General features: G+C 42.2%; 21 protein-coding genes. 10 read left to right on the top strand and 11 right to left on the bottom strand.

Annotated elements, in window-relative coordinates; translation table 11 throughout:
- Positions 1-10: 10 nt before the first annotated feature.
- Positions 11-877: an AraC family transcriptional regulator gene (locus tag MHI35_RS05230; protein WP_144522827.1), complete on the bottom strand. Its 867-nt coding sequence runs from the start codon at positions 875-877 to the stop codon at positions 11-13.
- Between the two features lie 113 nt (positions 878-990).
- Between MHI35_RS05230 and MHI35_RS05225 the strand changes: the two genes are divergently transcribed.
- Positions 991-2367 carry an MATE family efflux transporter gene (locus MHI35_RS05225; RefSeq protein ID WP_144522826.1) on the top strand — a complete coding sequence of 459 codons (1377 nt, stop codon included), beginning with the start codon at positions 991-993 and terminating at the stop codon, positions 2365-2367.
- Between the two features lie 26 nt (positions 2368-2393).
- On the opposite strand, the gene MHI35_RS05220 is transcribed toward MHI35_RS05225, so the two are convergent.
- The 4 genes from MHI35_RS05220 to asnB all read right to left on the bottom strand — a co-directional run bounded on the left by MHI35_RS05220 (position 2394) and on the right by asnB (position 8205).
- The gene (locus MHI35_RS05220; protein WP_144522825.1) at positions 2394-3233 is read right to left on the bottom strand and encodes a phytoene/squalene synthase family protein; all 840 of its coding nucleotides are present in this window, start codon (positions 3231-3233) and stop codon (positions 2394-2396) included.
- Positions 3226-4701, bottom strand: a complete 1476-nt coding sequence (locus MHI35_RS05215) for a phytoene desaturase family protein (protein WP_211063194.1) — start codon at positions 4699-4701, stop codon at positions 3226-3228. Before MHI35_RS05215 ends, MHI35_RS05220 begins: the two co-directional genes overlap by 8 nt.
- Complete coding sequence (locus tag MHI35_RS05210) at positions 4698-6215, bottom strand: phytoene desaturase family protein (protein ID WP_335348908.1); 1518 nt, start codon at positions 6213-6215, stop codon at positions 4698-4700. Before MHI35_RS05210 ends, MHI35_RS05215 begins: the two co-directional genes overlap by 4 nt.
- 148 nt (positions 6216-6363) lie before the next feature.
- Positions 6364-8205, bottom strand: coding sequence for an asparagine synthase (glutamine-hydrolyzing) (gene asnB, locus MHI35_RS05205; RefSeq protein ID WP_335348909.1), 1842 nt, complete (start codon positions 8203-8205; stop codon positions 6364-6366).
- Between the two features lie 155 nt (positions 8206-8360).
- Here asnB and MHI35_RS05200 point away from each other — a divergent pair, with 155 nt between their 5' ends.
- On the top strand, positions 8361-8888 hold the full coding sequence (locus MHI35_RS05200) for a DUF2777 family protein (protein ID WP_335348910.1): 528 nt from the start codon (positions 8361-8363) through the stop codon (positions 8886-8888).
- Positions 8889-8926: 38 nt separating this feature from the next.
- On the opposite strand, the gene MHI35_RS05195 is transcribed toward MHI35_RS05200, so the two are convergent.
- The 3 genes from MHI35_RS05195 to cotG all read right to left on the bottom strand — a co-directional run bounded on the left by MHI35_RS05195 (position 8927) and on the right by cotG (position 10980).
- A complete protein-coding gene (locus tag MHI35_RS05195; RefSeq protein ID WP_034663442.1) occupies positions 8927-9295 on the bottom strand; it encodes a YisL family protein in 369 nt (122 codons plus the stop codon).
- A gap of 92 nt (positions 9296-9387) precedes the next feature.
- On the bottom strand, positions 9388-10293 hold the full coding sequence (locus MHI35_RS05190) for a fumarylacetoacetate hydrolase family protein (RefSeq protein ID WP_335348911.1): 906 nt from the start codon (positions 10291-10293) through the stop codon (positions 9388-9390).
- A gap of 126 nt (positions 10294-10419) precedes the next feature.
- Positions 10420-10980 (bottom strand): spore coat protein CotG, encoded by a 561-nt coding sequence (gene cotG / locus MHI35_RS18880; RefSeq protein WP_417892556.1) that lies wholly within the window; start codon positions 10978-10980, stop codon positions 10420-10422.
- 205 nt (positions 10981-11185) lie between these two features.
- On the opposite strand from cotG, the gene MHI35_RS05180 reads away from it, so the two are divergent.
- The 8 genes from MHI35_RS05180 (at position 11186) to MHI35_RS05145 (ending at position 14652) form a co-directional block, all read left to right on the top strand.
- Positions 11186-12280 (top strand): CotH kinase family protein, encoded by a 1095-nt coding sequence (locus MHI35_RS05180; RefSeq protein WP_335348912.1) that lies wholly within the window; start codon positions 11186-11188, stop codon positions 12278-12280.
- Between the two features lie 122 nt (positions 12281-12402).
- On the top strand, positions 12403-12564 hold the full coding sequence (locus MHI35_RS05175) for an aspartyl-phosphate phosphatase Spo0E family protein (RefSeq protein WP_012009503.1): 162 nt from the start codon (positions 12403-12405) through the stop codon (positions 12562-12564).
- Between the two features lie 127 nt (positions 12565-12691).
- The gene (locus tag MHI35_RS05170; RefSeq protein ID WP_003211745.1) at positions 12692-12913 is read left to right on the top strand and encodes a spore germination protein; all 222 of its coding nucleotides are present in this window, start codon (positions 12692-12694) and stop codon (positions 12911-12913) included.
- 14 nt (positions 12914-12927) lie between these two features.
- Complete coding sequence (locus tag MHI35_RS05165) at positions 12928-13161, top strand: spore germination protein GerPB (protein ID WP_034663458.1); 234 nt, start codon at positions 12928-12930, stop codon at positions 13159-13161.
- 31 nt (positions 13162-13192) lie between these two features.
- Positions 13193-13807: a spore germination protein GerPC gene (locus tag MHI35_RS05160; protein ID WP_144484564.1), complete on the top strand. Its 615-nt coding sequence runs from the start codon at positions 13193-13195 to the stop codon at positions 13805-13807.
- Complete coding sequence (locus MHI35_RS05155; protein ID WP_003210893.1) at positions 13804-13980, top strand: germination protein GerPD; 177 nt, start codon at positions 13804-13806, stop codon at positions 13978-13980. The genes MHI35_RS05160 and MHI35_RS05155 overlap by 4 nt, the downstream gene beginning before the upstream one ends.
- On the top strand, positions 13980-14411 hold the full coding sequence (locus tag MHI35_RS05150) for a spore germination protein GerPE (RefSeq protein WP_144522818.1): 432 nt from the start codon (positions 13980-13982) through the stop codon (positions 14409-14411). The genes MHI35_RS05155 and MHI35_RS05150 overlap by 1 nt, the downstream gene beginning before the upstream one ends.
- Positions 14412-14433: 22 nt before the next feature.
- Entirely contained in the window at positions 14434-14652 is a 219-nt protein-coding gene (locus MHI35_RS05145; RefSeq protein ID WP_003211468.1) for a spore germination protein, read from the top strand.
- Between the two features lie 46 nt (positions 14653-14698).
- Here the strand turns inward: MHI35_RS05145 and MHI35_RS05140 are convergent, their stop codons facing one another.
- Genes MHI35_RS05140 through sbcD form a run of 3 tightly spaced genes read right to left on the bottom strand, consistent with a single transcriptional unit; the run spans position 14699 to position 19585 of the window.
- Positions 14699-14998 (bottom strand): HNH endonuclease, encoded by a 300-nt coding sequence (locus MHI35_RS05140; protein WP_144522817.1) that lies wholly within the window; start codon positions 14996-14998, stop codon positions 14699-14701.
- A gap of 19 nt (positions 14999-15017) precedes the next feature.
- Positions 15018-18413, bottom strand: a complete 3396-nt coding sequence (gene sbcC / locus MHI35_RS05135; protein WP_335348913.1) for an exonuclease subunit SbcC — start codon at positions 18411-18413, stop codon at positions 15018-15020.
- Positions 18410-19585 carry an exonuclease subunit SbcD gene (sbcD, locus tag MHI35_RS05130; protein ID WP_144522815.1) on the bottom strand — a complete coding sequence of 392 codons (1176 nt, stop codon included), beginning with the start codon at positions 19583-19585 and terminating at the stop codon, positions 18410-18412. The genes sbcC and sbcD overlap by 4 nt, the downstream gene beginning before the upstream one ends.
- Position 19586: the final 1 nt, after the last annotated feature.

The following is a 19586-nucleotide window of genomic DNA, read 5'->3' as shown; positions in this document are numbered from 1 at the left end:
TCACGTTCCTTTACTTTGTCGTTCTTTTTGCGAGATGACGGTACTCGATAGGTGTCATGCCTTCGTTTTGCCGAAACAGCTTAGAAAAATAAGTAGGGTCGTCAATGCCTACTTGTTCAGCAATCGCTGCGATTTGATCATTCGTTGAGGCAAGCATGCTTTTGGCTTTTTCGATCTTGAGACGATTGATGTATTGGTTTGGCGTGAGGCCATACACCGTCTGCATGCACCTTGTTATGTAATCAGGATGATAGTGCAGTTTCTCTGCAAGCTCATCCATTTGCAGTTTCTTCATAAAGTGATGCTCAAGATAATGAACCACTTCTGAAGCGACATTCTCCTTTGCACTTGGAATATGAAAGGCTTCTTTTTGTAAATGAATGAGCAGTTCCTCAAACTGAAGCTGTTTTTTCAGTGGCAGTTCAGACGCGTCATCATTTAGTGCCCGCATCTGTGCAAGATGCTTTTCTAATACATTTCTCCCTTTCACTTTTCCTTTACGGGGCAAGCTAAATTCATAGGTCGCCGGCTTTTCAAAAGTGGCTTGATTTTGTTTCATATCAAACCAGTGTTCTCTCGGCCGATTCGTCAACTCAAAAGGATCAATCGAAAAATGGAGCCACTCATAGTGTGTTTCTTCTTCGCATGGCAAGTGTCCGCCATGCGACAAGCCAGGTGAGAGAATGATATATTCTCCTTCTTTTACGTGATGAGCCTCCCTGTCTTCTGTGATCCATAGCTGCCCTCTTGTGACATAAAGAAGATCAAACACGGTGAAGGTTCTAGAGATATGTCTTTCTCCTTGATCAAATACACCTTTGCCAGAAGCGATATAAACCGGGAACGGCGGTACAGTAAATGTAATAAATCGATTCATATGCATCCCCTTATGCAGTCGGATTTCTCCAATAAGTTTCGGTTTCATCTCTTCTTATTATAGTCGATGCAAGGTACACTATAAATCGGATTTATACGAAAGGAGGTTGATTGATGAAACCTCAATCACTACCAATTCAAAAGGTTCGAGCTAGAGGGAAGAAAAGCCACCCTTCATTATTTTCATTAACTTGGCCTATTTTTATTGAAATCTCTTTATATATGCTCATGGGAAGCGCCGATACCCTCATGCTCAGCCAATATTCCGATAATAGTGTTGCCGCAGTTGGTGTAAGCAATCAGCTGCTGAATTTATTGATTGTTATGTTCAGTTTCATTACAACTGGAACAACGATTGTGATTGCACAGCTTTTAGGAGCAAGCCGCAGGCAGGAAGCGACTCAAGTCGCCTATGTCTCACTAGGAACCAATTTCTTGATCAGCTTTGTCATTAGTCTTCTCATGTTTGTATTAGCTGTTCCCATTTTACACCTGATGGGCTTATCAAGTGAGCTCATGCCAGATGCGACTGTATTTTTACAAATTGTCGGGCTGCTTTCTTTTATTCAAGCACTCATTATGACGTATAGTGCTATTTTAAAAAGCTATGGATATACAAGAGATACGATGTATGTCACCATCGGAATGAACTTGCTAAACGTTGCCGGTAACTATTTGGTGATTTTTGGTCCGTTTGGTTTCCCGATATTAGGTGTCATGGGGGTCGCTTTTTCGACCTCACTCGCTCGATTGATCGGATTAATGGCCATGATCTTCATTGTTCGCCGCCGGATTGGATTACGCTTTTCACTGAAGAAGATGTTTCACATCCAGCGGACATATTTAAAAAAGCTGCTGAAAATTGGCATTCCTTCTGCTGGAGAGCAGCTTTCTTATAATGGCTCTCAAATGATCATTACACTGTTTATTACATTTATGGGGACGCAGGCATTAGCCGCAAAGGTCTATACTCAAAATATCATGATGTTCATTATGCTATTTGGTGCAGCCATTAGCCAAGGGACACAAATTTTAATCGGCCGCCATATTGGAGCGAAAGAATTCGATGCTGCCTATCACAGATGCATGAAAAGCTTATACTGGGCCATTGGCATCTCCCTTCTTTCTTCCACTGCTTTATCTTTATCATCGACGCATTTGCTTACTTTCTTTACTAGCAACAGCGAGATCATTCAAACCGCCGCCACACTCCTCCTTTTGACCATTATTTTGGAACCAGGCCGTTCGTTTAATATGGTCATTATTAATTCCTTGCGGGCTGCTGGCGACGCGAAGTTTCCAGTGTATATGGCAATGATTTCAATGTGGGGCATCGGGCTTCCGATCGCTTACTTGTTAGGCATTCAGTTTGAGATGGGCCTCATTGGGATTTGGATTTCTTTTATCGTAGATGAATGGGTAAGAGGCATCTTTATGTATAGGCGGTGGCGTTCAAGGGTTTGGACGGAATATCGCTTTTCTTCCACTTAAAAAGGACTGCGGGTGCAGTCCTTTTTTTACGTAATATCTTCTAAAATAAGTGCTTTTTCTTGGTTCGAAATAAATGATCGCTCTGTAAATACGCGGTATTCATTTTCTCTTGTTTTATCTAAAATGGCTTTATAAAAGTAAGCAGCTGCTTTCACTGGTATACGTGAATAAAGCGGGAATTCATGAAGATGGTCAAAAAATTCCTCGTAGTAAGCCTCTGCCTCAAAGGCAATGTACTCCCATACGTGCTGGAATGCTTGATTGACAATGCCTTCTTGCAATTCTTGCTCTGTATATCCGAATTGATCCATGACTTGTTTTGGCAAATAAATGCGGTCTCTTTCGGCTTTATCCTCGCCGATGTCACGAAGGATATTGGTCAGCTGCATAGCAATCCCTAATGAAATCGCTGCTTCTTTTAGCTGTTCTTTTTTACGCGGTGCAATAATGGGAAGCAGCATAAGTCCAACGGTACTAGCAACATGGTAGGAATAAATGAGCAATTCATCTAACGTTTCATACCGGTGCTGCTCTAAATCCATCTCCTGACCTTGGAGCAAGTCACGGAACGGGGCTTCATCCATACGAAATTCTTGAAAGGTATGTTCTAGCGCTACCCACATCGGATCATTCCGATCTACCTCGCCTTGTAAGAATCGATCAAACGTCTCTCGAAAGGAGGCCAGCTCCTCTTTTGGAGAGGGAGACTCATCTACAATATCATCCGCTTTCCGGCAAAAGGAATACACAGCCCAGACAGCCTGTCGTTTCTTTTTAGGCAGCATGGAAAAGGCACGGTAAAACGTTTTGGAATGGGTTTGAATGGTCTCCTCACACAATTTCAATGCTGTTTGTACATCAACCACTTAGTTTCACTTCCTTTCTGTCATTCAAATCTTTTAACAGCACAGACGCCATCAGTTTCGCACTTTGCATCACGATCGGCACTCCGCCACCAGGATGGATGGAAGCACCTACCGCATAAAGATTATCGGTCTCAGCTGCCTTCACTTGCGGGCGGAACACACCTGATTGAAATAAGTTAGGCGCAAGTCCAAAGCTGCCGCCTTCAAACAATCCTTCTCGCAAGGAATCATGTGGTGTTCTGACTTTTTTCCAGACAATCGACTCTCGCAATCTTGGAAAGCCTCTTTTCTCAAGACGATCCACCATTTGCTCTACAAAATCTGTCTCCTCTTCCCAGTTGATATGATCTCCTGAGGGAACGGGAATCAGCATATATAAAACACTACAGCCTTTCGGAGCAAGAGATGGATCAATGATCGATGGATTAAATGTATAAAACGACGGATCTTGAGGGATCGTCTTCGATTGAAAAACCTCTTTCATATGCTGATCAAAGTGTTCGCCCATAAAAAATTGGTGCACAGGCGCATCAAGGTACATTTTATTTAGCCCGAGATATACCATCACACAGCCAGAAGACGGCACGTATTTACGCCGATCTTGTTCACCTAAACCAAGTTGTTTTAACGCAGCTGGATAATCCCCGTTAATGACAAAGGCATCAGCTGCTATATGGTCGTCACTGACTTTTGCTTTAACCACTCGTTTCCTCTCAAACTCAAGCTCCGTGACTTCTGCATTTTTTCTCACATGCACACCCATTTTCATGAGCTGTCCTTCCAATATATCTACTAAACTCGCATAGCCACCTTTTAAATAGTAAATGCCATGCGCGTGCTCACTATATGAAACAAGGGAATAAATAGCAGATGCTTCATATGGATTTCCTCCGACATAGAGGGTTTGAAGTGCATATGCATCTCGCAGGCGTTCGTCTGAGAAATACTTTTTCAGGGCACTTTGAACCGTGCGATACGCCTTTAATTTCATTAAAATCTTCATGTTTGCTTTTGTAAAAAATGTCCGCTTTTCATGAAATGATTTCTCTAGAAAGGCTTGCTGTCCTTCTTGAAACCGGTCAGTCATTTCTTCCATAAACCTTAGGAATCCTTGATCTTCGTTTGGAAATACACGTCTGATTTCCTCTAGCTGACGAAGTGCATCGGAGTACTTCGTGTAGGAGGTTCCATCTTTAAATTGAATTGTATACAGCGGATCAAGCTGCAAAAGATCAAGAGATGCTTCGTCAATCCCAACCTCATCTAAAATACCTTTTAACATATCTGGAAGTAGGACAATGGTCGGACCTTCATCTACTTTATATCCTTTCTCACGTACAAAAGCAAGTCTTCCGCCAAGTCGCTCGTTTTTTTCGACAAGCGTCACATCATGTCCAGCTTTTTTTAAATAAAGTGCTGAGATCATCCCGCCAATACCGCCACCTGCAATCAATATATGTTTTTTCATGAGGCGCTCCCCTTTTCTTGTTGCGGCAATGTTTTGTGCGTATGTTTGTCTTTTGAAAGAATCGCATTTGTCGTGATACGTGCTGATTCTAAAATGGTCGGCAGTCCGCTTCCTGGATGCGTTCCCCCTCCTACAAGCCAGCAGTGATCCAATTCATCAAATTCATTGTGTGGCCTTAGAACCATCATCTGCGTCAGCTGATGACCAAGGTTAAATGTGGCTCCTTCGTATACGTAAAGGTCTTCCTCCCATTGCTTCGGTGTGATCATCCGCTCGACTTCTATATGCTGCCTTATATTCTTAAATCCGGTTTTTCGCTCCAGTGTATCCAGCACAAGCTCTCTGAATTCACCTTGATGCGCTTCCCAGTCAATGCCGCTTTGATTGTTGGCAACGGGTGCCAATACATAAAGAGCTGACTTTCCTTTTGGCGCAAGTGAGTCATCTGTGACACTAGCATTTTGAATATAAATCGATGGATCATCTGGCAGCTCATATGTTTTCGTAATACCTTTGACGAATTGGGCATAATCATCAGAAAAAACGATGGTATGATGCGGCTCCTCATACATAGTATCTAATCCTAAATAAAGCATAAAGGTGGAGCATGAGAATTTTTTCTTTTTTAATTTTTTCTCGCTATATTTCTTTAAAAGTCCTGGCTCTACAAGCTTTGTCATCACATGTGCAAAATCTCCATTTACGACAACCTCATCTGCCTGTATTTCTTCCCCAGATTCTAAGCGAATGCCCTTTACTTTCCTGCCTTCTGTCAGCAGTTTTTCGACGCCGGACGACAGATGAATCGTTGCTCCAGCTTCAACCGCTGCTTTTGCCATCGCTTCTGACAGCTGATTGACCCCGCCCTTCGGATGGAACACACCTGTGTCATGCTCCATAAATGATAGAATGGAGAAAGCACCTGGGCACTCCCACGGTGACATGCCTAAATACTTTGATTGGAATGTAAAGGCATATTTCACTGATTCATTTGAGAAATAATCTGACAGCACATCATATAAACTCTTATTCAATGAAAGCTGCGGAAGTGCTTTGAGCACCTTTGGACGCAAATAATGGTGAAAACGATCCATTTTACTTTGTAAAATAGGTGTAAGTCGATCCATTTTTCGCTTCGTATCGTTCATAAATTGCATATACCCTTCGCCCTCTCCAGGTGCAAAGGCTTCTAAACGTCTATACATTTCATCACGATCTCGTATCATATCTAGCTGATCGTCTTGGAAAATCAATCTATACATTTCTTTTAATTCAATCACATCAATATAGTCATAAAGATTTTTACCAGCAAAGGTGAACAGCTCCTCTGCAATATGAATCATGCTGAGAAAGGTAGGACCTGTATCGAACGTGAAATCACCCAGTTGAAACTTAGAGTTACGTCCGCCAACAAAGGGCTGTTTTTCGTAAACATGAACATCATGTCCTTTGCTTTGAAGCATCATAGCTGCCGCAAGTCCCCCTGGTCCTGCTCCGATCACAATGATTTTCATTATCCTTTTTCCTCCAAATTAATTCACTTTAAGTTAATTATACAAATTAGAAAGATTAGATCAACTTTCGATGTGCTCTTTTCGTCTCATGTTATGTATCAAAAAAAGCCGGCTTCCCTTCAACAAATGTAAGAAAGCCGACCCTTTATTACGCTTCTATATCAATTCGATACGTCTCAAACCAATGATGAATTTGCGCTAGATGAGCGATTAATTGCGGGCCCTTCATGAGCTGGCCATACCAAGGCACTTGAAAGGAAGCTCCTTCTGTTTCAATCAACTGCTTTAATTGATTCGGATCTAGAAATTCGTGAAGGACAGAATCCTTTTGCGCAAGGCAATCTGTTAACATCTCTTTCACAGCCTGGGTATAGGCTGGATGATGTGTTTTCGGATAAGGACTCTTCTTGCGATAAAGCACTTCATCCGGTAAAATTCCCTCTAATGCTTTCCGTAAAACCCCTTTTTCACGATTTCCATGCATTTTCATTTCCCAAGGAATATTCCATACATATTCGACAAGGCGATGGTCCGCAAATGGCACACGTACCTCAAGACTCGCCCCCATACTCATTCGGTCTTTTCGATCTAGCAGCGTTGTCATAAACCAAACCATATTTAAGTAAAAAAGTTCTCTCCGGGCTTTATCTACTCCAGTTTCTCCATCTAAAAGAGGCGTTTCCGCCACGGTTTCTTCATATTTGCTTTGTGCATATTCTTTTAGTGACAGCTTCTTTTGCCACGAGTCTTGTAAGAGCTGCGTTCTAGCTTCCGTCGATCTCATCCAAGGAAAACCATTCGTTTCACTTGCCGAATGGAACCAAGGATAACCTCCAAAAATTTCATCCGCACATTCACCTGACAAACCGACCACAAAGTCCTTTTTAATTTCACGGCAGAACCAAAGCAAGGAAGAATCAATATCTGCCATACCCGGTAAGTCTCGGACCTCAACCGCTTCCTTTAAATAAGCAGCCAGCTCCTTTTGGCCAATGATGCAGCTGTGATGATTCGTTTGAAATGCCTTGGTCATACGGTCAATCCATGGACCGTCCGCATTCGGCTGGAAATGACTTGCTTCAAAAAATTGATCATTCCCTTCATAGTCAACCGAATACGTATGAAGTGGTGCTTTCCCAATTTTCTCAAAGTGCTTAGCGGCAATGGCGGTAATAGCACTCGAATCGACGCCACCCGATAAAAATGTACAAACAGGCACATCAGAGACGAGCTGCCTTGTGACGGCATCTGTAAAGAGATCTTTGACGTGCTGTGCAGTGTCATCAAGTGAGTCCGTATGCACCTTGCTTTTGACATTCCAGTATCTCCACACACGCAATCCGTCTTTTGAAAAGGTCAAAGCATGAGCAGGCCTTAGCTCTTTTACCCCTTTAAACACTCCTTGCCCTGGTGTTCTTGACGGTCCTAAACCAAAAATCTCCGATAATCCCGCATGATCGACTTTTGCTTTCATATCAGGGTGAGCAAGAAGCGCTTTGATTTCTGAACCAAATAAAAAGGAATGATGACGTTCTGTATAGAAAAATGGCTTGACGCCGAGCCGGTCTCTCCCTGCAAATAATAATTCACGCTCACTATCCCAAATCACAAATGCAAAAATACCATTAAAATGGGTCACACACTCTTCCTTCCATTCTGTGTAGGCGTGAAGAAGCACCTCTGTATCAGAATGCCCAAGAAAGCGGTGGCCCCTTTTTAACAATTCTTTTCTTATATCCTCTGTGTTATAGAGCTCTCCATTGTAAACAACGGTATAAGCATGGTCTTGATGTGTATATGTCATCGGCTGTTTTCCGCCTTCTACATCTACAACCGCTAACCTTTTATGCCCAAATAAAACGTGCTCACTTTTCCACGTATTTGTATCGTCTGGCCCTCTTTTAGATAATGTATCTGTCATTTGATTGATTACATGATCCTGTTGGATGAGCTGCTTTTTAAAGTCTGCCCAGCCTGTTATTCCACACATCATCATCAGCTCCCATCCGTTTTTCCATAAGTGTTCTCATTCAGCCTTTCTTAGTTTATGCATCGTATCCTTGATAGTTGATTTGTCCTTTTTTCTCAGGCGTATAGGACAAGCATGATTTGGTAAGAAAAGAAAGAGGAAAGGAGCGTCTGCAAATGGAAAAACGAATGAAGCAACTTGAACGCTGCAGCCGAAGATGGTGCAGTGGGTATTTACTTATTGAAAACGGGCATTGTCTGATTGAAGATGAAGAAGGGGACATCATGCTACCAGTAAGTCTTCAGAGCACGATGATCTGTTTGAAGGAAAATAATAGGTGGTCAAAAGGAGAACTGCTCGGTTCCATGATACTTCATGAAAATGGACAGCTGTTAGAGGTACAGGGCGGTGAAGAGATTCAATATACAGCAGCACTTGCCAAAGGGTTGCTTGACCTTCTCATGTTCGTTCCTGAAAACGTCTTTTATGACATCATTGCACAGATCGAGCAGCTTGGCTTTTCTGTCTACGATTGTGTTTTCTCCTCCTTTCATTCTTTTCAACGAGTTTCTTTCTTTCAGTTTTCGACAGATATACAATCTCTTGCCCTTCAATGTCACCAAGACTCCGCCGCGGGACAAATTCGTTTTGACTGGACCACTTCTGACGGTCACCGTTCAGTTTCGCAGTTTGATGGCATATAAAAAGGACACTGCTTCGTATAAGCAATGTCCTTTTTCTGTTAAAAGATATGGAAACCAATCGGCAGGCGTAAACCGAGAAGAATGGTCACAATCGCGAATACGATAAAACCAATCAATACACCAGTCACCGATTTTCCTTTTTTCTTGCGTACAAGAACCATTTCCATAAAGCCGATCACAAGGATACCGAGAATCATTTTACCGATATACTCGCCACCGAAACCTGGAATCTTCATTCCTGTGCGAACATACAGCTCTACGCCTGTGGCGATAATGATCAAGTACAATAGTCTGACAATCATGTGCACAATTTTAGCACCTTTGTCGTTTTTACCTGCTAGAGCAAAGGCCACGAAAAATAAGATAATTCCTAGCACCCATGCTGTAATATGTAAATGCGTTCCCATTTGTTATTTCCCCCTTTATCAGAACAATTACCTTCTCATCGTACCATGAAATAAGTCGAACACAAAGCGACAATCCTGTGTCATCTTACTCTTTATTTGACGCGATTTGATAGCGTTCCAATCGGTTCAATCGTAATGTCGATTTGGTCCCCTGAAGCTAAGAATTTAGGCGGTTCAAAGCCTTTGCCAACCCCAGAAGGTGTTCCCGTTGCAATGATGTCACCAGCTTCTAGTGTCATCCCTTTTGAAAGAGTAGACACAATGTTCTCGATGGAGAAAATCATTAATTCTGTACTTGCAGACTGGCGAACCTCTCCGTTCACCTTTGTTTCCACATGAAGCGCGCCGTGATCCTCAATCGCTGACTTATGCACAATATAAGGTCCTATCGGACAGGTTGTATCTAAGCTTTTACTTATGAAAAATTGTTTGTGTTTTTTCTGTAAATCTCTTGCCGTTACGTCATTTAAAATGGTGTAACCAAATAGATAATCGTGGACATTTTCAGGTGCAATATTCTTCCCTGATTTGCCCATCACGATCGCAAGCTCCCCTTCATAATCCAGTTCACTTGTCACATCTTCATGAAGGAGGATATCCGCTTCATGTCCAACGACTGACGTAGGTGCCTTCGTAAAGATCATCACATCTTTAGGAATATCCGCTGCACTACCCATTTCCATGACATGATCTTGATAATTCTTTCCAACACACATAATGTTTTTAGCTGGCTTTGGAATTGGCGCATGGAGTTTCACGTCTGATAGCGGATAAACATAAGAACCACGGTCTTCTTGTTTTTTCTCAGCCCAGTCAAGGAGTTGTTTGACATGCTCAACAAACTTGTCCCCCATATGAATACATTCAGCTAAAGAGTTTGGTAGTGTCTCAAGCTCGAATAATTTGGCTTCTGCCTTTTTCACGTCCATGACCCATTTCTCATCAATGACTACCCCAATAAACATCCTGTTATGTATCTCACCTGTAAAAAACTTCATGTCTTCCCCTCACAATCTTCATTTCGCTAAGTGGTGATGTCTCATTTTATTTCTCTATCAAATAAAAAAAACCCTTTTTTATCATACTCTCTTTTAAAAAGGGTTTCAAAAAAGATGATCTGATGTTTAGCGGTAGCGGCGATACTCCCACATGTTCCCTTGATCCCATTTGCGATCAACATTTCCACTTCTACGGGAATGATGCTTTTTCTTTCCGCATCTTTTACAAGAGCGGCTGCGTCTATGGTGATGAGATCGTTTAGATCGATGGCAGCTTCTGTGGTGATGAGATCGTTTAGATCGGTGGCTGCGATGAGACTTGCGGCAGCTTTTCTTATGATGGGATCTGTATTTACTGCGACATGACTTTTTCGGTTCGCTCTTTTTGCTTCGGCATGATTTCTTACTTTTGCACGACTTTTTACTTTTACATGGTTTCTCACTTTTCACGCTTTTCTTTGAACAGCGGCTTTTTTTCGAACGATAGCTCTTATAGCTTTTTTTACTACGATGTGATTTACGGCATCCGCCTCCACCAAAGAACCAATGACGGCGATTTGAATGGCGAGAACGTGCTGATTTGTGCGATCGTCTCGATTCTGGTTCACGATCTAAGTGATGATCACGACCTTCACTTCGAAGTGAATCCACTGCATGTTCAATATGTGAATGATCAAATGTGCTCACGAACGACTCCCCTTCCAGTCTATACTTTGACAAAACAAACAGATCAAACTGTTTATCTTCTCTGCTTTATGTTACGAGACTTGGTAGACAAGTGTTCTTGGCGGATGCCCCTTTCTTTTAAAACTCCATGAATACCTAACAAACGGGTACAGGACATTCCTTCATTTTCATATCGTAAAGAAGAGCATAGGAGGAGGATGAAGGCATGACCACAGAACCTTTAAAACAAATGGATATTTGGATTCACCCAAAGGACCTGATTGAACTACGAAAAGACATATGGAACGACGAACCTGTTGAGGGCATTTTGAAAACTGGTCAGATCAAATCACACATTTATGCTTCATACCGAGGGTCTCACATTAGAAAGCAGAAAAAAAAGTCCTATCAAATTGAATATCGAAAGCCAAAGAAAAGACAAGGCGAATCTATCTTTCATTTAAATGCAGAATACAATGACCCTTCGTTTATCCGAAACAGACTGTCCTTTTATTTCTTTGAACAGATAAGGGTGCTAAGCCCTGCTGCATCTCATGTATTTCTCACGATAAACGGCAGAAAAGAAGGCATTTATTTAAAAATAGAATCCGTCGATGAGCACTTTTTTCAAAAAAGACAGCTTTCAGAAGGTGGCATTTATTATGCAGTCGATGACGACGCCAACTTTTCCCTTTTGAGTTCGTTTGATAAAAAGCCAAAAAAACACCTTCTCCTCGGGTACGAGAAAAAAACAGGGACTTCTCAACATGATCAGCAGCTAAGTGAATTTATTTACTTTCTCAACACCGCAAAAGATGACATATTTGCAGAAAAGATTGAGCATTACCTAGATGTGACCCAGTATTTCCGCTGGCTCATTGGTGTCGTATGCACACAAAACTTTGACGGCTTTGTCCATAACTACGCTCTTTATGTGAATGAACAAGGTAGATTCCAAGTGCTTCCTTGGGATTATGATGCGACATGGGGCCGTGACATTCATGGAGAAGAAATGGCGTTTGATTATATTCCAGTAAGCGGCTTTAATACGTTAACTGCTAGATTACTAGATATCCCTTCGTTTAAGACAGCCTATTACACGCTTTTCCAGCACGTGCTCGATACACATTTTTTAGCAGACCAGCTTTGTCCAATGATTGAGAAATGGCATGCTTCTATTGAAGACCGAATCGGAGATGATCCTTATACAAGAGACCGCAAAGACATTCTACGATCAGAACGAGAGGTTATCCGGCAGTATATCAACAAAAGACGACGTTATTTACAGACTGAAATAAGAAAAGAGAGAGAGAGAACGTAAGGACGCTTTCGAATTTTGTCACTTTATTACTCATATTGACGAAACAACTTTTTTTATAGAAAAATAGGGTATACTAGCCATATCCTTCTATTTGATAAAAAATGTGAGAGTTGGCGTCCGTTATGATCAATTATGAAATTGAACAAAAAAGATTACATTTAATTGAGACCGCAAAAAAATTCGGGATGAATGCCGAAGAAACCATCAGGTGCAGTCAAGAGCTTGACACACTCTTAAATAAAGGCATCAAATACACCTCGAATGAATGCTCTAAAAAAGGGTAAACCATACACCTCATTCCTCTCATCAAAAGCTTTCAAAAAGACAATCACACATTAAAAGACCCATCATAAGCTATGGTGAAACGCCCAAAAACAAAGTGCCTTATTTTTATAAAGGATGTGCACCGCTATGCCGGCTATTGTTGGAGCCTTTAAAGTAAATGCCGTCGGAACGAGCGGAGTCGTTCATGTTGGAGACTGCATCACCATTTCTCCAAATAGTCAGGTTAAAACGTTTGCTGGCGCAGGCAGTTTTAACACTGGTGATCAATTGCGCATTAGCAACTATAAAAGTGTGACAAATACGTACGACAGTGATGTCATTGATCAACCGCTTGTTGGTAACTTGTAAGGAGTGAATATCCATTGAACTTCTATATTAATCAAGCGATACAAATTAATTATTTGCGTGTAGAGTCTGTTAGTAACTCCTCTGTGCTGCAAATTGGGAGCGCTGGGTCAATTAAAGCTCTTTCTAATTTGTATAACACGGGCAGCTACGTAGAAGCAGCACCTGCCGCAGCAGGCACACAAGGAATTGAAGAATCCCAAGGCGCAAGCACAACACCTTTTGTACCGCTTCAGTCACCAACAACTTAAGTTCATCTGCTATCCCCGGAGGTGTATGTCAATGTATGATTATCAAAGCAACGCTTCACAGGTGTATGGCATCATTCAAAAGCAAACACAACAAATCATGATGCTTGAAAAAAGGCTTAACGAGCTTCAGCAGGAAATGCAAATGATCAAGGATAAACCGACAACGACGATTGAACGGATTGATTATCAATTTGATCAACTGAAAATCGAGCGGCTGGAAGGTACGCTGAATATCGGCCTCAATCCATCTGATCCAAACAGTGTTCAAAACTTTGAAGTGGGCCAAACAACAACCCCGGGCATTGGAATGATGCAGCAAGAAATGGCTGATCAATTTTTCAATCAAACACGCCAGCTTGTCGACGCATTTTTAAACGAAGAAGCGCCAGAACTTCTTGAAGAGCTAGAGCAGCGATACGAAGGGTCTCTTGATGAAAGCAACAAACACCACATTATTGAGGACATCCGAAAACAAATTGACAGCAGAATTAAATATTATGCAGGACAGCTCCCGCACCGGGAAGATATGACCCCGCTGCAGCGTTCAGAGCAAATTGCTGAATATGTGAAACATGATGTCAAACGGGCAATTGAACATTTCTTAGCCCATATTCCAAATGAAACGAAAGGAGAGGAAAACGGATGAATTTCACAGTCGTCAACCGCAACATCGAGACCGGAAGCATTAAAGTAGTTGGGGTTTCGTCCTCTTCCCTATTTATCATCGGGGACACAGATCATGTACAATTATCCTCCATCTTTGATACACCGCCAGAATCTTTGATCATTGGCCCGTTTGTTCCTCTGGCACCTCGATAATGATAAAGCGCACATCTCAAGTGAAGTTCTCGAAGGTGAATTCTGTCGGGATCTCAAGTGTTGTTCAAATCGGTGATACACAGGAGCTATGTCCGAAAGTAAAGGTGTTAGCTGTTCAGCGAACCGTTAGTTTGTTTTATGGCAATGAAGCAGAAAACTTAGATGCGAAAGAATTTGAAGTGTATTATGAACCTATTCCATTGATGCTACCAGAACGATCTGTCAGAACAGCTTTTTATCACGAGAAACCTGTGATTAAAGTTTCTTCAATCCATGTAGAAGGGGTGTCTTCCTCCTCTGTGTTTCAAATTGGCTCTACGTGTGGAATGAATGGCGTTGCAAGAGTGAAGCATATTCGAGAGTTATTTAGCAATGACGAAAGTCCGCCAAACTCACAAATGGACCTACCTACGCATATGATGGTGATATGACTTCGAATAAAGGATGTCGATTATGCCAGCAATTGTCGGACCCATTTACATTAACTCTATTTCTGGAGGCGTCGTAAACGTCGGTGACTCATTCTACTTGTCGCCTAAAAGTTCGTCAAAATCTGCTTTAGGCTCTGGAGCGGGAAATACCGGAGATTTCTTGATCTTAAATAATGGCATTAGCGCCACCAACTATGTGGATCCTGACTTAAATGATCAGAATATGGTAGGCAATGCATAAAGCAGCTCCTCTACAGGTATTTCATTAAGAGGAGCGCTTTTTATGCTTATTTTTTTCTGCGTTGTCTCGATTTTTTTGTTTTAACCAGTTTGCTTGCCGGCTGTTTTCGAATCCATTTGATGTACGAAGCAAGCTTTTCATCGTGCCTTAGTGCATCAAGTGTGTTCAAGCGTGCGGCAAGCTCCTGGTTTGTAAAGAGGGCGTGCACTTGTTTATGACAGGGGATACACAGGAAGGCAGTCGGTAAAAAAGCCCCACCTTCTTCTCTTGGTGTTAAGTGGTGTTCTGTGAGCAAGACATTTTGCCTTCCGCACAGCTCACATAATCCAATCGTTTGCTTTGCCATCCTGTGATCACCTCGACATTTACATTAATTCCATTGAGACCGTTGTCCCTTTCCCGCTTGGATCTGCTGGATGGACAATCAGTTTCTTCGGTAGTCTCATTTTCAATTCTTCCACGTGGCTGATAACACCAACTGCTAAATTGTGAGACTGAAGCTTCTCTAATGCGGTAATGACCGTATCAAGCAAGTCTTGATCGAGCGTACCGAATCCTTCATCAAGGAAAAAGAATTGCAGCGGGAATTCACCTCTCAGCTGAATTTGTGCAGAAAGAGCAAGAGCAAGCGCTAGCGATGTCAAGAAGGTTTCCCCACCGGACAAGCTGGACACAGGACGCCTAACACCACCATTTGCATCATCACGCATCACAAAGCCGCCTTCTGAGTCAACCTCAATCGCATATCTTTGTCTCGTCAACATACCTAAGCGGGCGGATGCATCACGACTGACACTTTCCAGCTGTTCTTCTGCTAAAAATTCAACAAACGTATTTCCTTTAAAAACAGTTTGCAGTTTATCAAGGCGATCAATTTCTTGCTGCAGTGCTTCCAATCGTTCGTGAATGCTTGCAAAGCGCTGATGATTCTCTTCAATCACACGCAGGTGTTCATGTGCCGACCCATTCATTGCTGTCGCTTCTTCCAATGCTTTTTCAGCTGCATCTTTTCTGTGCTGAATGTCTGTCCACTGCTTTTCATCTAGTGACTCTTCTTTCAGTAATTCAGAAATTCGCTTTAAGTTTGCGGCACATTCCTTTCTTTTATCCTCAAATTCCTCAATTTCCTGTTTGACCGATTGACGTACTGCCTGTTCCATTGAAACAGATTCAATGTCCTGCGGCATATGAAAAGGAGAGGATTCTGCTTCTTTTTCCCATGATGCTTCTGCTTCTTGTCTTCGCCTGTTCGCCTCTTGAAGCTGACGCTCACTGCTTGAAAAATGGCTTTGTGCCTCACTAAACAACTGCTGCACGTGCTGCAATTGCTTGTACGATTGTTGCTCTTTTTCATTAAGAAGAGAAAGGGTGTGTTCAACCTCAATAAGTTCATCAGAAATAGAGGCAGCTTTTAATGGATATCGGCCTAAATCTGTTTCATATTGCTGGATAAGCTGCTGCTGACTTTCTAGCTGATGCGCTAGTTTATCAAGTTCTTTCTCGACATTGTATATCGCTGTCTGCAGCTTCTCTTTTGCTATCTGTTTTTCTTCCAAAAATGAAATGCTTTTCTCAATACGTTCTTTATAGCCTTCCGCTTGTTGGTCCTTTTCATCGATTTGCTTTTGCATGTCTTGTACTTGATTCAATGTAAGATGCGGGAAGGTCTTTTCAAATTGAGACGTTTGCTCTGATAGCTCAGCATGAAGCTCTTTGATCAGCACCTCTAATTCTTCAATGCGCTGCTGTTCAAAAGTCATTTGCTCTTTGATCTTGCTCATTTCTGCTGATTGATCATGCGTTTCATCCATTAAACGTGCTCGTTTCTGTTCAACTTCTTGAATATCTTGCTTTATGCCTTTCCATTCTTGCATCAGATCCTGCAAAGACTGCGAATTTTGTACCGTTTCTACTGCTGCAGCGACTTCCGCCCCAGGGGCTTTCTGAGATAAGAAAGCGAATTGTTTCACTAATTGATTGGCATGCGTTTCGAGGAGCTGCTTTGCGGCATACATATCTCTTCCATACGCCTCTGCCTGCTTCAGCTCTTTGTCCATCCGTTGAATGATTTCATCGACTTGAGCCACGGTTTCGTCATGGTCATTGGATTCCAAAGCCTTTGGGTCATGATGAATCGACCCACAAACCGGACATGGTTCACCATCTACTAGCTCTGCCGCTAATTCTTTTCTTAATTCTGCCGCCCTTACCGCATCACGTTGTTTTAATTTTTCAAGTTTCTGATGTTGTTCTTTTTGACTCCATTCTGTCAGAGCTCGTTCGAGTTCACATACATAAAAATAGAGGTGTTCAATTGCTTGAAACGACTGGTCTATTTTTTCATGATGGTCGTTTTGCCGCTTTTGAAGCTTTTCATATGCTTCTGAAGTCTGTAAGGCTCGCTTGTTCAGCTCGTCCAGCTTTTGCTTTTCCTTTTGAATGCTGAGATTTATTCTTTCCACATTTTCACTTAAACGTAAAGCATCTTGTACACTTTTTCGTTCTTTCACTGAAACTTGTAACTGCTCCAGCTCATTTTTCAGCTGTGTTTGTTTTGTTAGTGCACGCTCTAATAGAGAGTGGAGATTCTCCGCTTCTTTCTTCTTTTGGAGGAGCTGCTGCGCTTTTTCATTTTTTTGGCGCTCTATGCCCGTCTTTTCCTGAAGAGCTGTTTCTTTTTTACGTTCAATTTCTTTTAGCTGAATCAGCTGTTCTTTCTTTTGGAGAAGGTCTGGCTCTGTCTCTATTTTCTTTTGCCGGGCTTGCTCATACTCCCGCTTCATTTGATCATAGATCGTTCGTTGATGTAGCAGCTGTTTTTCTGCTTCCTGCTTCTCTTTCGATGCTTGAGAAAGCTGTTTTTCAGCCTTTGTCAATGTATCCGCATAGGGCTTTAGCGTCTCTGCCTGCTCTGCGAGATGGAGCTTCGCCTTCTTCTCTTCTATTGATGGAGCCAGCAAATTCAGCTTGTTTTGTTCAGACTCGTAAGCTTCTTGTTCCTTTTGATACTGCCAGATCGCTTGTGCCTTTGTAAAAGCAGTGAACGCTTCGTCCCGCGCTTGTTTTTTCTCACGAAAAATGTCCTTTGCCTGCTCAGCTGCTTCCTTTGCTTTCGCCAGCGCCTCTGGACCAGCTTCTCCTAAACCATTCAGTTCAGCCAGCAGTTCATTTTTTTGCCCATAATGTTTTTGAGCCTTTGCACGTAATCGCTTAACGAGTTGATCCCCATACTTTTCCAAGTTAAACAAACGCTGAAGCATTTGACGTCTGTCTGCCCCTTTTAAGGAAAGAAATTCTGCAAACTTCCCCTGAGGTAAAACAACCGCACGGGTAAAATCATCAATGGTTAATCCGAGTAATTCTTCTACTTTACGATTCACCTCACTCGCTTTATCTGCAAGAACTGTCTGCGTATCACCGATTTCAATTAGGCGGCATAAAGTCGTTCTGACTTTCATTTCATCTGCTCGTTTGAAAGCACGTTCGACTTTATAAGAAATGTGGTGTTCCTTTTGCAAAGCAAATGTAAAGGAAACCGACAGCTTTTCTTCCGCTTGGTTCAAAATACCATGTGTATTATTTAACGCACGCTCCACTTTGCCATAGAGTGCTAGGGTCATGGCGTCTAAAATGGACGACTTTCCACTTCCTGTTGGTCCAAATATGCCAAACACACCCGCATCACATAATGAGCTAAAGTCAATTGTTTGTTCTTCTCTGAAGCTATGAAGTCCTTTAATGGTCAGCGTAATCGGCTTCAAGTCGCTTCCTCCTCTTGCATATCATTGGCTAGCTCTAAAAACAGTTTGACTGTTTTTTCATCAGGCAGACCGCCACCTGTCTGGCGCTCATAAAACTTCACGAACCTCTCTTCGATCGAGAGTTTTTCCACTTGCTTTTGCTCTTCTATTTGCTGTAGTTCTTTGAACTTTGGACGAATGTGAACAAATCCACTATGTTGCTTTCGGAGCTGATGGATCTCTTCAATAGAGAGCTGATCTGTTAAATGAATCTCTAGATCAATCCATGCCTGAAGATCCCGTTTTTCATCCAACCACTCGTACACTTGACTCAGTCCCTCAGTGGCCTTCCATTTCATAAGTGGCTTTCCGCTTGATAGAAACACTTCTTTCCAGCTCGCTTTTTCATTCGGTTTTGCCTCCACAATCGTGACTGATTTGGCGTAGCCTGATTCAGAAAAGCTATAAGCAAGAGGTGATCCAGAATAACGAGCAATCGTTTTGGCGCGTTTGATCGTTTGCGGCCTGTGCAAATGACCAAGTGCAACATAGCAAGCTGATTCTGGCAGGCTTTCAGCCGCAACGGTATATGCGCCGCCTACTTCAATCGGTCTTTCTGAATCTGTTTGACTTCCTCCTGCCACATAAATGTGGCTAGTTGCGATATTCACCGTATCCGGTTGAAATTGAGTACTTAAATGTTGAAACGCTTGTTGAATCTTTAAATTGTAATGATCACGAAGCAATTTCTCTTCAAATGTTTCAGCCAGTACCTCATTTAGTCTCGCCTCAGACGGATAAGCCAGTGCTGCAATGGATAAACGTTCCTCCGCAGAAGGAACATCGACACGGATGATGTCATTGGTCGGATATCCAATTAAATGAATCCCTTGATCATTTGTTAAAGGAGACGCGGCTGATAAACGATCCGGATTATCGTGGTTGCCTGAAATGACTACTACCTGTCGTTTTCCTTTATCAGATAAGGCAGAAAGGCTTTCATAAAAAAGCTGTTCTGCTCTAGCAGGCGGGTTTACTGTATCAAAGGCATCACCGGCCATCACAATGACATCAATGTGTTCGTCTTTCACGATTTGATACAGTTCATCTAAAAACTGTGCTTGCTCATCAAGCCGGCTTCGACCTTCAAGGGTTTTCCCTAAATGCCAATCCGCTGTATGCAGAATCCTCATG

The organism is Bacillus sp. FSL K6-3459 (genome assembly GCF_038003305.1).
Taxonomy (GTDB): Bacteria; Bacillota; Bacilli; order Bacillales; family Bacillaceae; genus Bacillus; species Bacillus pumilus_O.
The sequence above is the reverse complement of the archived record's forward strand: the minus strand, read 5'-3'. Positions and strand labels throughout refer to the sequence as shown.

Excerpts from the sequence above, each read along its gene's own strand:
- sbcD (WP_144522815.1), bottom strand. The coding sequence starts at position 19,585 with ATGAGGATTCTGCATACAGCGGATTGGCATTTAGGGAAAACCCTTGAA.
- MHI35_RS05150 (WP_144522818.1), top strand. The coding sequence starts at position 13,980 with ATGATAAAGCGCACATCTCAAGTGAAGTTCTCGAAGGTGAATTCTGTC.
- MHI35_RS05175 (WP_012009503.1), top strand. The coding sequence starts at position 12,403 with ATGATCAATTATGAAATTGAACAAAAAAGATTACATTTAATTGAGACC.
- MHI35_RS05160 (WP_144484564.1), top strand. The coding sequence starts at position 13,193 with ATGTATGATTATCAAAGCAACGCTTCACAGGTGTATGGCATCATTCAA.
- MHI35_RS05155 (WP_003210893.1), top strand. The coding sequence starts at position 13,804 with ATGAATTTCACAGTCGTCAACCGCAACATCGAGACCGGAAGCATTAAA.
- MHI35_RS05195 (WP_034663442.1), bottom strand. The coding sequence starts at position 9,295 with ATGGGAACGCATTTACATATTACAGCATGGGTGCTAGGAATTATCTTA.
- MHI35_RS05170 (WP_003211745.1), top strand. The coding sequence starts at position 12,692 with ATGCCGGCTATTGTTGGAGCCTTTAAAGTAAATGCCGTCGGAACGAGC.
- MHI35_RS05215 (WP_211063194.1), bottom strand. The coding sequence starts at position 4,701 with ATGAAAAAACATATATTGATTGCAGGTGGCGGTATTGGCGGGATGATC.
- MHI35_RS05230 (WP_144522827.1), bottom strand. The coding sequence starts at position 877 with ATGAATCGATTTATTACATTTACTGTACCGCCGTTCCCGGTTTATATC.
- MHI35_RS05180 (WP_335348912.1), top strand. The coding sequence starts at position 11,186 with ATGACCACAGAACCTTTAAAACAAATGGATATTTGGATTCACCCAAAG.
- MHI35_RS05200 (WP_335348910.1), top strand. The coding sequence starts at position 8,361 with ATGGAAAAACGAATGAAGCAACTTGAACGCTGCAGCCGAAGATGGTGC.
- MHI35_RS05145 (WP_003211468.1), top strand. The coding sequence starts at position 14,434 with ATGCCAGCAATTGTCGGACCCATTTACATTAACTCTATTTCTGGAGGC.
- MHI35_RS05140 (WP_144522817.1), bottom strand. The coding sequence starts at position 14,998 with ATGGCAAAGCAAACGATTGGATTATGTGAGCTGTGCGGAAGGCAAAAT.
- asnB (WP_335348909.1), bottom strand. The coding sequence starts at position 8,205 with ATGTGTGGAATAACAGGCTGGGCAGACTTTAAAAAGCAGCTCATCCAA.
- MHI35_RS05210 (WP_335348908.1), bottom strand. The coding sequence starts at position 6,215 with ATGAAAATCATTGTGATCGGAGCAGGACCAGGGGGACTTGCGGCAGCT.
- MHI35_RS05190 (WP_335348911.1), bottom strand. The coding sequence starts at position 10,293 with ATGAAGTTTTTTACAGGTGAGATACATAACAGGATGTTTATTGGGGTA.
- MHI35_RS05225 (WP_144522826.1), top strand. The coding sequence starts at position 991 with ATGAAACCTCAATCACTACCAATTCAAAAGGTTCGAGCTAGAGGGAAG.